This is a genomic window from Zhongshania aquatica (assembly GCF_027257955.1).
Taxonomy (GTDB): Bacteria; Pseudomonadota; Gammaproteobacteria; order Pseudomonadales; family Spongiibacteraceae; genus Spongiibacter; species Spongiibacter aquatica.
In genome coordinates this window covers 19,405-32,431 of record NZ_JANZNQ010000019.1, presented here as the reverse complement: position 1 = coordinate 32,431, position 13,027 = coordinate 19,405, and the positions used below count along the sequence as shown (strand labels likewise).

10 protein-coding genes are annotated in these 13,027 nt (G+C 48.2%); 6 read left to right on the top strand and 4 right to left on the bottom strand.

Translation table 11 applies throughout. The features are described 5' to 3' along the window. Positions 1-90: 90 nt before the first annotated feature. Positions 91-1,176, top strand: coding sequence for an AraC family transcriptional regulator (locus O9X78_RS16185; protein ID WP_269620771.1), 1,086 nt, complete (start codon positions 91-93; stop codon positions 1,174-1,176). On the opposite strand, the gene O9X78_RS16180 is transcribed toward O9X78_RS16185, so the two are convergent. Beyond that, complete coding sequence (locus O9X78_RS16180) at positions 1,104-2,120, bottom strand: AraC family transcriptional regulator (protein WP_269620770.1); 1,017 nt, start codon at positions 2,118-2,120, stop codon at positions 1,104-1,106. The two genes, O9X78_RS16185 and O9X78_RS16180, sit on opposite strands and share 73 nt — an antisense overlap. A gap of 167 nt (positions 2,121-2,287) precedes the next feature. On the opposite strand from O9X78_RS16180, the gene O9X78_RS16175 reads away from it, so the two are divergent. Then, positions 2,288-3,403, top strand: coding sequence for a saccharopine dehydrogenase family protein (locus O9X78_RS16175; RefSeq protein ID WP_269620769.1), 1,116 nt, complete (start codon positions 2,288-2,290; stop codon positions 3,401-3,403). A 129-nt stretch (positions 3,404-3,532) separates the two neighbouring features. On the opposite strand, the gene O9X78_RS16170 is transcribed toward O9X78_RS16175, so the two are convergent. Then, positions 3,533-3,916, bottom strand: coding sequence for a hypothetical protein (locus O9X78_RS16170; RefSeq protein WP_269620768.1), 384 nt, complete (start codon positions 3,914-3,916; stop codon positions 3,533-3,535). Continuing rightward, complete coding sequence (locus tag O9X78_RS16165; RefSeq protein WP_269620767.1) at positions 3,906-4,694, bottom strand: methyltransferase family protein; 789 nt, start codon at positions 4,692-4,694, stop codon at positions 3,906-3,908. Before O9X78_RS16165 ends, O9X78_RS16170 begins: the two co-directional genes overlap by 11 nt. A 328-nt stretch (positions 4,695-5,022) precedes the next feature. Here O9X78_RS16165 and O9X78_RS16160 point away from each other — a divergent pair, with 328 nt between their 5' ends. From O9X78_RS16160 to O9X78_RS16150, 3 genes are all read left to right on the top strand, one after another. Continuing rightward, positions 5,023-6,618 (top strand): ABC-F family ATPase, encoded by a 1,596-nt coding sequence (locus O9X78_RS16160; RefSeq protein WP_269620766.1) that lies wholly within the window; start codon positions 5,023-5,025, stop codon positions 6,616-6,618. Between the two features lie 143 nt (positions 6,619-6,761). Next, positions 6,762-7,631: an HDOD domain-containing protein gene (locus O9X78_RS16155; RefSeq protein WP_269620765.1), complete on the top strand. Its 870-nt coding sequence runs from the start codon at positions 6,762-6,764 to the stop codon at positions 7,629-7,631. A gap of 97 nt (positions 7,632-7,728) precedes the next feature. Then, entirely contained in the window at positions 7,729-8,724 is a 996-nt protein-coding gene (locus O9X78_RS16150; RefSeq protein ID WP_269620764.1) for a hypothetical protein, read from the top strand. A gap of 110 nt (positions 8,725-8,834) precedes the next feature. On the opposite strand, the gene gdhA is transcribed toward O9X78_RS16150, so the two are convergent. Then, the gene (gdhA, locus tag O9X78_RS16145; RefSeq protein ID WP_269620763.1) at positions 8,835-10,190 is read right to left on the bottom strand and encodes an NADP-specific glutamate dehydrogenase; all 1,356 of its coding nucleotides are present in this window, start codon (positions 10,188-10,190) and stop codon (positions 8,835-8,837) included. 208 nt (positions 10,191-10,398) lie between these two features. Between gdhA and O9X78_RS16140 the strand changes: the two genes are divergently transcribed. Next, positions 10,399-13,023, top strand: a complete 2,625-nt coding sequence (locus O9X78_RS16140) for a cyclic nucleotide-binding domain-containing protein (RefSeq protein ID WP_269620762.1) — start codon at positions 10,399-10,401, stop codon at positions 13,021-13,023. Positions 13,024-13,027 lie beyond the last annotated feature (4 nt).

Sequence of the window (13,027 nt, the reverse complement as noted above, 5' to 3'; positions counted from 1 at the left end):
CCGCGCGAAATGAGAAGTTAGATGTTTACAGAGGACATTATGGTTGTTAATTTACGACAGCCTTCATAATTAAAATAAGAGATTCCAGTCATGGAGCTAAGGTCGTCACTAAACACCCCACCATCCCGGCATCTGAGTTACGGGCTTAACCCATTGATCTCCCTACTAAAGGAGTACAATTTAGACCCAGCCCCCATGCTTGACGCGTCTGGTATTCCAGCTCAAGCACTTGAAGACCCAACATACGAATTGACACCCTTTCAAGAATTAAACTTTACGACCGCCGTGATCGAAAGCATCGACGTTCCTGAGCTCGGTTTAATTGTCGGTGGGCGCTACCACTTATCGGCCTATGGCTTGCTAGGCCTTGCCATAATGACCAGCGAAAACCTGCTATCTGGCATGGCGATGCTGTATAAAAATATCTTAATGACGTGGACATACATGCAGTGGAACACAACAGTTAGAGGCGATAGGGCCTACGTTAGTCTAGAGAAATTACGAGATCTTGGTGGCAGTTACCAGTATATGGTCGATCGAGGTCTAGTGGCGTCCCACACTATTTTTAAAGAAGCATTGGGCCAAGATCTTCCTGTTTTAGAAGTCCATTTAAAACAAGCCAAGCCCGCCTACGCCCACGCCTACAGTCACTATTTCAAATGCCCCATTCATTTTAATTCATCAGAAAATTACTACGCTTTCGATAGTAAATTGCTGTATCACCCGCTGGCACAATCTGAGCCTGAAACGGCGAGAATTTACGGGAATCAATGCGCCAAAATTTGCCTGCAGCTGGCCCGAAACAGCACCTTCTCAGACGTCGTGCGCAACCACATCCTGTCGTCACCGCGGGAGATTTTTACCTTAGAGACAATAGCAGAGCGCATCAATATGACGGCGCGAACGGTACAAAGAAAGCTCAGCGCAGAAGGCACCAGTTACAAAGATATTCTTGAAGATGTGCGCAGAAATCTCGCCATCGAATACCTGCAAAGCACGACATTTACGATAGAGGAAATTGCGGTAAGACTTGGCTACTCTGATTCATCCAGTTTTTGTCATGCCTACAAACGCTGGACCGGAGTAAACCCCAGCGATCTCCGTTACCGCGACGCCGCGACAAACGACGATCGAAATGCTGACGGCGCCACGCCAGCCCAACGGCGAAAGGCGTGAGAAAAATGTGCGGGATCACTATAGCCCAGCAATAGCGACATCTGCTCGACACTAATATTAGTGGTTGATAAATACTCCCTGGACAGTTGAAAACGCAGATCATCAATTATCTTTTGATAGCCAATTCCCTGTGCTGTCAGCTTGCGCCGCAAGGTCCGGCCAGACATATTTAGTTTGGCAGCTAACTCTTCAATAGGCGGAAAATAGCCCGGTCGCAGCAGTATTAATTCCCGCACCTCATCTTCAATATCATACTCTTCCGTCAACCTTGCCTTTAACCTTTCACAGCGCTCAATGCACAAGCTCGCCGTATCACTATCGCTTTGCAGAATTGGAATCTGCAGCAAATCAGCAGAAAAAACTAAGGCATTTTCATCAGCGTTAAACGTGACAGGGCAATTAAAATATTTATCGTACTCGGCAACAGATGCCTGCGGTGCATTACATAATGTTGCTGAATGTAAGCGAAAATCCTCGCCCATTAGACCGCGCAAAATCATCAGCGTGGCAATCATTTCGCGCTCATTGAGCATCGCGACATCATCGTCATTGTAATCGTCGGCGCTCATACTCATCACAATATGATCACCGCGAAATGACATTTTATGTTCATAAAATGCAAAACTCAGCTCGACAAACTCGTAAGCTAGTTTGAGGGCATCTCGCACCGTTGCCGCGCTCATCAAGGCATAGCCATAGATACCAAACAGACTAAGTGGATAGCATGAGCCAACCTTCAAGCCAATTGCCGGATTGCCCGTCGCCTTGCGCAAATTACGCAAAAACATAAGCTCTTGGCTGAGGTTAACGTGCTGCTCTGACTTATTTAATATCGACAGTGAAAGTCCTGTTCCAGTCAAGGCCTGACCAACGGAAATACCCACGTCTCGTAAACGTGTCAGAGGAGAAAGTATAGTTTTTGCTGAATGATACTTTGGCTTCATATCGACCTTTTTATTTTCAAATTAGCACCGATGTCCGCATTTCGCAAGCACCTGTCCGTAATTCGCATTCTTAGATTTAGCCACTTTCTATACCTTAAATCACCACCAGTTTTCTTTGCACGCTGGTTGATAATAATTTTTGATAATGACAATAACGGAGTAATTTTATGTCAAACTCACCACGCATATTCATATACGGTGCCAGCGGCTATACCGGAAAACTAGTGGCCGAATGCCTGGCGCAACGCGACATGCCCTTCTATTTTGCTGGCAGAAGCCAAGACAAATTAGAGGCTTCACTCGCCATCGTTGAAGAGCGCCTGGGCCGCAAAGCACCGGCGACAATTGTTCAAGCCGCCAACACCCGCGAGGAGCTGCTACCATGGTTCGACAAAGTCGAAGTGGTCATCAATGTCGCCGGCCCTTTTATGCAATTAGCATGGCCGGTTGTTGAAACCTGCCTCGAGGCAAATTGCCACTACCTAGACACCACTGGCGAGCAAGACTTTGTTATTGCAGTACGTGACCAATACGGCAAAGCCTTTGCAGAAAAAAATCTATTACTTAGCCCAGCAAACAGCTATATGTGGTGCGCCGGTGCACTAGCGGCCGAGGTTGCACTTGAAACCGAGGGTGTAGACAGCTTAGATCTGAGCTATCAAATTAACGACGCACTCCCCTCGCAGGCGTCAACAAAATCTTTCCTCCGCATGGTGAACAACCCTCAATATTTATTGAAGAACAATGAGATGATTGAGTGGCAGGGCGACCGCCACTTCACCATTTGCGTTCCCCATATGACTCAGCCCGCGCTGGCCCTACCTTGGGGCGGCGGTTGTGAACCGGTCTGGTATGAGCACGATGAACGGGTAAGAAACTGTAAAGTTCTAACCGCCTTTGGCGACGAAATTATCGAAGGCGTAGTCGGCATAATTCACCGCTTTAACAAAGAATCGGTGGGAATGAATCAGGAACAGAAAGAAGAGCTAACCAATCAATTCGGTGATGAGATGACGCCAGCAGAGCCACCAAAAGACAGCCAGGACATTCACCGAACTGTTATCACCTGTATCGGCCAGGGCCGACAAGTCACCACCGTATTCCCGCTGTCGCTCAATGCCCCCTATACCTTTACCGGTGAAATCTGCGCGGAGGCTTCAGAGCGGCTGCTAAATGGTGAACTTAAAGCGGTTGGCTTCCAATCTGCAGCGGGTGCATTCGGTCATCGCGAGTTAATTGAGAAATTCCACAAACTGGGATATATGAACAACCCTTGGCTGTAAAAAGGCAATAAATTGGTCCGACTTGTTTGGCAATATATCTGTTTGGATTAGAGGCCCAAACAGATATAGAAGCTAGCAAGTCGGATCACTATATAAAAGACGGCCAAAGTAAAAATTAAAAATTAAAAATTATTCCTTAGCCGCCCATACCATCGCAAAGAACATCGCAAAAATTAAATCAGCAATCACCAAAACCCCGAAACCGACTGGCGCATTAAATAGCGCGATATCAATCCACGCAATAGCAAATACAACGGTCTTCCCAACACAGCCCATCCACACAATATCTTTATGAAGCATTGGATTCTTTGAAATAACCCAATACCCCATACCAAACACCAACACCAAACCTGCAAATTGGTGTAACCACGGAATTACCTCAGCGGTCAGCGTGTCGCTCATCATTAAAATTTTGAACAACAGCTCTGGCACAAAAAGCATGGCAAATGCCGCAGTAAAATTAAACATTGCAGAGAACTGAAAGAAGCCTCGCCAAGCACGACTATTTTTCATGTAATTGTGACCCCGTTATTTTCTTATTTTTATTCATCTGCTCCATAATCGCACGACCATTAATAAGGGCCCAAGGAATAACTAAACCCGACTGCGCTTTGTATTCCGCCCAACCTGGATGACGAGAAATAGCGTTATCTTTTCCTTTCATGCGCGCAAGAAAATAGATCGCCATATATGAATAAATTACCCACGCTATCCAGTGGTCAGCCAGCAATACATAGGCCGCATACAACATAAGCTCACCAAGATAATTAGGGTTACGTGTGTAACGATACATACCCTCGCGAATGAGACCAGGCTGAGTGCGGTATTTTAGTATCCAATGGCGCTGGCCGTCGCCAGCAATCATTGTGACAACCCCCAGAGTATGAATTGCTATCGCGATAAACAAAACCAATCCCGAAGGCTCAATCGCACGCGCAATAAATAGCCACGGCATCAGCCAATACCAGGCAATCAACAAAACATATAAATTGATGAACCCTAAAAAGCTTAATTTACTTTCTAGCTGATGATCGCGAAAACCGAAATCTTTTATGAGCCAGCAGTAACCATATATACCGTGCAAGCCAAGGAACACCCATGCTCCAACACTAAAGTTACTGTAGTAGTTCATCATTCCGTAAATAATGAACAGGGTGAATATTTTATGTAAATCTACCGCCCAGGCGACTTTCATAAAAGGGCGGCCAGGTGCATTAAAGATGGTTATATCGGCAAACGCCAAAAAGAATCGCGCCCAGAATGGCACTGGCTCTCGTGTCGCTGTATTCATAGCTACCTCGTTTTTATGGTTTTATTAGTTACCCATAAATTACGCCGACTGGTAAGAAATAGAAGAGCGGCGCACGACGACTTCGCTGTTAATTAACGACAAACTCTAGGACGCAATCTGCAACATCAACTTCAGGCCAAGCTAGCCGTCACATCTCAGTTTTCCAATACAAAAAGAAGTCATATTCCTCAAAGTTGTTAATTTCTCTCATTATTGCGCCAAAACCCGACCAAACCTCGACCTGAGGCCAATAAACACGTACAATTCGCGCCCCGCATATCGTCCTCTTTTGATATTTTTTCACTTCACACATACTGGGTATACAACATTGATTTCCGCCGCAAATATCACCATGCAGTTTGGTGCCAAGCCGCTTTTTGAAAACATCTCCGTCAAGTTTGGGGGAGGTAATCGCTACGGCCTTATCGGCGCAAACGGCTGCGGTAAGTCTACCTTTATGAAGATTCTGGACGGCAGCCTTAAGCCCAGCTCGGGGAACGTCTCTCTCGACCCCAACGAGCGGATCGGTACGCTGAGTCAGGATCAATTCGCCTTTGAGCAGTATTCGGTCATTGATACGGTAATTATGGGGCACTCCGAACTGTGGGCAGTGAAGCAAGAACGCGACCGCATCTACTCGCTACCGGAAATGTCGGAAGAAGACGGCATGAAGGTTGCGGATTTAGAAACCCAGTTCATGGAAATGGACGGTTATAGCGCAGAAAGCCGCGCCGGCGAAATATTACTGGGTGCCGGTATTGATCTAGCGCTGCACTTTGGCCCAATGAGTGAAGTCGCTCCCGGCTGGAAACTACGGGTGTTACTTGCACAGGCACTATTCTCTGATCCCGATATTTTGCTGCTCGACGAACCAACCAACAACTTGGACATCAACACCATTCGCTGGTTGGAAGGTGTGCTCAACGATCGAAAAAGCACCATGGTCATTATTTCGCATGACCGCCATTTTCTAAACGAAGTGTGTACTCACATGGCCGACATCGACTACGGTGAGCTGCGTGTTTATCCCGGCAACTACGACGACTTTATGACCGCAGCAACTGCGGCCCGCGAGCGCACGCAATCGCAGAATGCCAAAAAATCTGCCCAAATTGCTGACTTGCAAGCATTCGTTAGCCGTTTCTCAGCCAATGCCTCCAAGGCAAAGCAGGCCACCTCGCGCGCCAAGCAAATAGACAAAATTCAGCTAGACGAAATCAAAGCCTCTAGCCGCCAATCACCGTATATTCGTTTTAAACAGGACAAAAAGCTCCACCGTCAGGCGCTGATACTAGAACATATCAGCCACGGTTTTGACGAGATCCTGTTTAAAGACGGCAATATGATTATCGACGCTGGCACCCGCTTGGCCGTATTAGGTGAAAACGGCGCAGGTAAAACCACCTTTTTGCGCTGTCTAATGAATGACTTAAGCGCCAAAGAGGGCGTTGTTAAATGGTCAGAAAATGCCACCCTCGGCTATTGCCCACAGGACAGCACCGCCGATTTTGACAACGACCTAAATTTGTTCGACTGGATGAGTCAGTGGCGTAAACCAGAGCACGACGATCAAATAGTGCGTGCCACACTGGGCCGCCTATTATTCTCCTCCGACGACTTTAAGAAGCGCGCCAAGGTCTGTTCCGGTGGTGAGAAAAACCGCCTACTGTTCGGCAAATTAATGATGCAAGACACCAACGTCTTAATCATGGACGAACCAACAAACCATTTAGATATGGAAGCGATTGAAGCCCTCAACCTTGCCCTAGAGCACTACGAAGGTACGCTGATCTTCGCCAGCCATGACCGCGAGTTTGTGTCGTCGCTAGCCACTCGTATCGTCGAGATAAGAGACCAGCAATTGATTGATTTCCAAGGAAATTACGACGAATTCCTGTCACATCAAGAGTCGCAAAGTCGCTAACTCGGCTAGGGATGCCCCGATGCAACCGCATTGCATTGGGACATCCTAATCTACACCCCCATAGTTAATCTACGGCAATTCCCTATTGAGTAATAAGCGAGCAAACCGCAAGGTATAAGGTCGCTTATTATTCTGTTCTTCCTATGCCCGTTGATACGTCCGCAACCACATTGACGCCGAAAGCCCAGCTACTCAAAGTAGTGACGGACTCTTTGCGCGCGGGCACTTTAGAGCTTCCCAGCCTCCCTGACATCGCAATAGATGTTCGCGTTGCCATCAATAAGGCTGAGCTAGACATCAATGACCTAGTCCGACTTATCCAGCAGGACCCAGGACTTAGCGCCTACCTGCTAAAAGTAAGTAATAGTGCGCTGTACAGTCGCGGCAACCCTGCGCGGGATCTTTTCATGGCGATCCGTCGTCTGGGCTTAAATACCGCCCGCGACCTCACCGCCAGCTACGCACTCAAGACCCTATTCCTAATCAAAGACCCAACCGTAAAACAAGCCATGAGCGACATTTGGCGACGAAGTGTCTACACAGCTTCGCTTGCCCATGTGATGGCACGACACTGCGGATTTGATCCAGATCGCGCACTGCTAGCCGGCTTAATTCAAGACATTGGCGCGCTGCCTCTACTCGCAAACTTAAAGGATTTCCCTAGCCTGTGCTCAGACCCAAAAACGATCCAACAATTACTCGCAGGCTTTACCGGCAAGATTAGCGGCCTTGTATTACATAGCTGGCACTTCGACGAAGAACTTATACTCGTCGGTCTCAACCGCGAAAACTGGATGTACGACAAAGAACCACAGGCAAATTTAAGCGACCTTATTCTGGTCGCGCGCTATCACACCTACTTGGACGAACGCAGCCACGGCAAACTACCCCAGTTATCGCGATTACCGGCATTCAGCAAATTACGGCTACAGGAAATGGGCCCAGAACAGGGCTTGGCGTTTTTAGCAGAAGCAAAGCAAGAGATTAACGAATTACGAAATGCTCTGCTGTAATTAGCCGCTCAGCGCCCCCCCCTTAAACAGGGGGTTATCCGACATTCATCACCGCTCTATGATTGCCGTTACACTAGGCAAACCACGAGCAACCCCAATGAAAAGAATTATTTTATCCGCTGCGATTCTCACGCTAATCACCGCATGCGCTGGTATCGGTGGCGGCGGCAGTGCAAAGGTCGTCGAACCCACTGCAATCACCAACGCCAAAACATTCACCGGACAAAACACAGTATTAATAGGTGAGTTCAGCGTAACATTCGTCACCTTTGACAAAACCTCTGCAACAGCAAAAAGCTCTATGTTTAGCAGCGACACAGGCTACGCAAGTAGTGCAATTCGAGCCAAACTCGACGGCGTACCGGATGAGGTAATGCAAAGTATTACCGATGCCGCTTATAAAGACTTTACTACAGGGCTGCGCGCCAACGGCTATACCATTGGCGATGACAGCGCACTGACAGGTAATCCTACTTGGCAAAAGATCAAATACGACGACAGTCCACGAAAAACCACATCGTCATTTAAAATGGTCACTGGCGGGAGTCGTGAAGACGCCACGTTTGCCCCAACGGGCAAGAAACTGATTAGCAAAAACATTGGCGGTATGCTGCCATATCAAGCCTATGACGCCGCAGGTCAATTACAGGTGCCTATTATTAATGCCAACTACGTAGTGCACTTTGTCTACTTTGGCAGCGAAACAGAATATCGCTCAAATGCCTATTCTGATATCAAAGGCGCCGAGTACTCCGCAGAAGTCAGTGTTGGTCAAGGTATCCAAGTCGTGCCAGGTTCTGGCATTAACTGGATACGCGGTGTAACTAGCACCTTCAATGACCCTAACGGCCAACTACTCATACAAGCACCCGTTGTTATTCCCGGCGCATACGGCAAGAGCGAAGACTCTACCAGCGGACTACAAAAGGCTGCTAACGTCTTCTCTTCAGTATTGGGCGCAGTCAGCGGCGGTTCGTCTAGCGCTAAAGACATCAACATCATGGCCAATCCAAACGAATACAAAGCAAAAGCTAGCGCAGCACTAACTGAAGCCAATAAGCGTTTGTTAGGTGCCCTCGCTGCTGCTCGATAGAGTACACCAGCGGGTCACTGAATTATTGAAGCACTGACCCGCTCGAATGCAGCATTGGACCTGCACGACAACAAGGTCGCCCGAATTCCCCTCTGGCGGCCTTGTTATTTTCACACAATCCCAAATGCCAACATCGCATTGGCGACTTTCTTAAAACCCGCAATATTTGCGCCCTTGGCATAATCGACATATCCATCGGCTTGTACCGCAAACTCCAAACAATTCTGATGGATATTCTCCATAATTTCCCGCAGCAAGCCCTGCAGTTCCTCTTCTTTCAAACTGATTCGAGTACTGTTTTGGCTCATTTCTAAACCTGATACCGCTACGCCGCCCGCATTCGCAGCCTTGGCTGGTCCAAATAAAATTCGCGCGTCACGAAACAACGCGATCGCATCATTGCTACAAGGCATATTCGCGCCTTCAACAATGGCCTTCACGCCATTTTTAATCAGTATTTTTGCCTCGTCTTCGCTTAACTCATTTTGAGTCGCGCAGGGCATCGCCACATCGCATTTAACGCCCCAAGGACGCTCACCCTCGTGAAAACTCGCCACCGGAAACACCTTAACGTAGTCCGCGACACTGCCACGACTGTGCGCTTTTTGATCGACTACCCATTGAACCTTCTCACGATTGAAACCGTCTGGATCATGAATAAAGCCGGTAGAATCCGACAGAGTAATGACCTTAGCGCCAAGCTGAATAGCCTTTTCGGCTGCATGCGTGGCAACATTCCCAGCACCAGAGATTGCGACAACCTTACCTTCAATCGTCCCTTTATCTTGCTTAAACATATTTTCCAGAAAATACACCACTCCATAGCCAGTAGATTCTTTGCGAACCAAGCTCCCCCCCCACTCCAAGCCCTTACCAGTTAGTACGCCCACATAGCGATTGGTAATTCGCTTGTATTGACCAAACATATAACCGATCTCGCGCGCGCCCACACCGATATCCCCTGCTGGCACATCAGTATCCTCCCCAACATGGCGAAATAGCTCAGTCATAAACGACTGACAAAAGCGCATGATTTCATGGTCAGATTTACCCTTGGGGTTAAAATCAGAACCACCTTTACCCCCACCCATCGGCAGGCCGGTTAAGCTGTTTTTAAATGTCTGTTCGAAGGCGAGAAACTTCAAAATACTTTGATTAACGCTTTTGTGAAATCGCAAACCGCCTTTGTAAGGTCCGATAGAATTATTATTCTGCACGCGATAGCCACGCTGCACACGAACATTGCCCGCGTCGTCTTCCCAGCAAACCCGGAAGGAAATCACCCTATCCGGCTCGGCGATTCGACGTAAAATTTGCGCTTCGTGGTAAATAGGTTTGTCGGCAATAAAATCGAATATATCTGCTGCTACCTCATACACAGCCTGATGAAATTCAGTTTCCCCTGGATTCCGGCGGATAACACCCTCAATAAATTGTTCCAAATTAACATGTTGACTTGTTGTCATGCGACTGCCCTCTCAAGTAGATTAAGAGCATAGCAGAGAACAAACATGGCGTATGACTTACAACACCGGTAGACTCTCTGAAATCTAACAGTGTAGTTAGGATGTTTTTAAGCTTTATTCCATGCGAAGCCCTTAAAATCATCTGAAAGCAAAGCCGCCTAAAAGTAAAACTGTTATTCAATATAGCAATTTTAGAAGGAAAGGAAATGTGGCAGAAAACGTGAAGGAACATTTCGATATCGCCGTCATCGGCGCAGGCCCAGCAGGCCTTAGCGCCGCAGCCAAAGCGGCTGAATACGACCTCGATGCACGCGCTGCCAACCCCGACCACACACCAAGCCACATCCTCATTGAAGGCTCTCCGCTACACGCCAATACCATACAACGCTACCAAAAAGGTAAGCATGTTATGGATGAACCAGGCTATTTAGATCTGCGCAGTCCCTTAGAATTTGCTGCGGGTAAACGCGAGCAAATACTCAAATCTTGGGATCAGGGAATTAGCGAGACAGGAATTAATTTCCGCGCTAATTGCGAGGTCACCAAAATAACGGGATCGCGCGGAAATTTCGAAATTCACTGTGCCGACGGCAACACCATTTCGGCAAATAATGTCGTGCTCTCGATCGGTACGCAAGGCAACCCTAGACGCTTAGGTGTTGATGGCGACAACTCACACTTTGTGCAATATCAGCTCGACGACCCAGACGAATATCATGACGAAGATATTATCGTGGTCGGCGCCGGCGACGCCGCCATCGAGAATGCGCTAGCGCTGGCGAAAAATAATCGTGTCGTTATTGTTAACCGAAAAAATGAATTTACCCGCGCCAAGCAGGGCAACTTAGACAATGTTCTAGAGGCCATCAACGACAGAAACATGGCATTCTCCTGCCGCTACGACGCCTCGGTAAAATCCCTCAGCGTACCGCCGCCAGGATCGGTTGGCACAGTAGTCCTCAATACTGCTCGTGGCGACGAAACATTGCCCTGCCATCGTGTTATCGCACGCTTAGGCTCTATCCCTCCGCGGCAGTTTGTCGAGAGTTGCGGCATTGCGCTTCCAAACAAAGATCCCGAAGCCATTCCCGAGCTAGACGGTCAGTATCAATGTAACGTTCCCGGTCTGTATATTATTGGCGCACTAGCTGGCTACCCGCTGATTAAACAGGGCATGAACCAAGGCTATGATGTTATCGAATACATCAAAGGCAAAGCGGTTAAGCCTGTAGACCACCCTCTGCTCGCGCTGAAATTTTCTCTGTTGCCCTATCTCGCCGATGTAGACGACATCCTTGCCCTATACCAACAACGCGTACCGATGTTTTCGCGAATGAACGCCCTCGCTTTCCGTGAACTCATTATGGAAAGCGATATCCGCTACTGCGTTTCAGATGCCCAACAACTTAATAGCCTGCAGAGCCAGGGCGCTAGCATTAGCCAAGAGCGTATTCGTGATATCGAATCGGCGCGATCCGCCGATATCCAACGTAGACAATCCGCAGGACTGGCAATTAAACCTGTCACCCCAATCAGCCCCCCGGTTATCACCAAGCTTCTGCGCAGCGGCGATTTTATTTATCGGCACAATGATTACAGCAATTCATTCTTTACCATTATAGAAGGCCAAGTCACATTAAGTTCGGCCGAGGGCAGCGATACCATACTTGGCCCCGGGCAATTTTTCGGTGAAATGAGTTTACTCTCCGGCCGCCCACGTATCGGTAATGCCGTTGCCAGCAACGATACCATTCTTATCGAAACACCACGGCGCACCATGGCGAAACTCATGGCGGCCAACGACGAAGTAGCCAAGGGTATAGAAACCGTATTTTTACAGCGTACCTTGCAACAATTTTTTACCCCCCAAGGCAGCTACGTCGATTTGCGAGACATTGCCAAACAAGTAAAAACATCGCACTTCAATACCGGTAAATACATTTACAAAGAAGACGACGCTGGCGAACACCTGTATCTCATACGCAGTGGCACCATTGCCTTAAGTCGATTAGAAAATGGCAAAGAGATCGCTATCGGTCAGCTGCATTCCGGTCAGATATTTGGCCAAATGGCGTTAATGGGCGACCCGACTCGCCGTGAGTCAGCCTACGCAGCCGTGCGCTCAGAAGTGATAGAAATTAGTAGACAACCCTTTTTGGCGCTTCTCAGCAAATCACCCGAGTCCATCACGCGGCTGCAAACGGAAACCTCAAAGCAATTAAAATCAACTGCTGAATTAGCCGCGCTTCCCGAACAAGCTTCGCTGATGTCATTCCTGCTAGCACAGGGAACCGGTGAGGGCACCAATGTGTTGCTCATCGACGAAAACCTCTGTGTCGGTTGCGACAACTGCGAAACAGCCTGCGCCGAAACCCACAAAGGAATAAGTCGATTAGACCGAAAGGCGGGTGTGCGCTTTGCCAATATCAACTTGCCTATTGCCTGCCGCCATTGCGAACAACCGCACTGCATGAAAGAGTGTCCGCCAAACGCAATCCATCGCGAGAGCAGCGGCGAAGTCTATATTAATGACTCTTGCATAGGCTGCGGCAACTGTGAAACCAATTGTCCCTACGGTGTCATCAAGCTCAGCTATCAACTACCCGAAAAGCCACCTTTTCTAAGCTGGCTATTTGGTGGTGTGGGCCCAGGACCGGGAGAAGATAAAAATGCGACGCCTAGTAATATGGCAAAAGAAATCGGTAAAAAGGCCGTTAAGTGCGACGCATGTGTAGACAGACCAGCCGGGCCAGCATGCGTGCAGTATTGCCCGACTGGAGCAGCACAACGGATGGAACCGGCTGAATTTATTAACGTATTAAATCTTCGCTAACGAG

What these genes read in the sequence shown, in the direction of transcription:
- O9X78_RS16175 (WP_269620769.1), top strand. Translation starts at nt 2,288, where the DNA reads ATGTCAAACTCACCACGCATATTCATATACGGTGCCAGCGGCTATACC.
- O9X78_RS16170 (WP_269620768.1), bottom strand. Translation starts at nt 3,916, where the DNA reads ATGAAAAATAGTCGTGCTTGGCGAGGCTTCTTTCAGTTCTCTGCAATG.
- gdhA (WP_269620763.1), bottom strand. Translation starts at nt 10,190, where the DNA reads ATGACAACAAGTCAACATGTTAATTTGGAACAATTTATTGAGGGTGTT.
- O9X78_RS16185 (WP_269620771.1), top strand. Translation starts at nt 91, where the DNA reads ATGGAGCTAAGGTCGTCACTAAACACCCCACCATCCCGGCATCTGAGT.
- O9X78_RS16165 (WP_269620767.1), bottom strand. Translation starts at nt 4,694, where the DNA reads ATGAATACAGCGACACGAGAGCCAGTGCCATTCTGGGCGCGATTCTTT.
- O9X78_RS16150 (WP_269620764.1), top strand. Translation starts at nt 7,729, where the DNA reads ATGAAAAGAATTATTTTATCCGCTGCGATTCTCACGCTAATCACCGCA.
- O9X78_RS16155 (WP_269620765.1), top strand. Translation starts at nt 6,762, where the DNA reads ATGCCCGTTGATACGTCCGCAACCACATTGACGCCGAAAGCCCAGCTA.
- O9X78_RS16180 (WP_269620770.1), bottom strand. Translation starts at nt 2,120, where the DNA reads ATGAAGCCAAAGTATCATTCAGCAAAAACTATACTTTCTCCTCTGACA.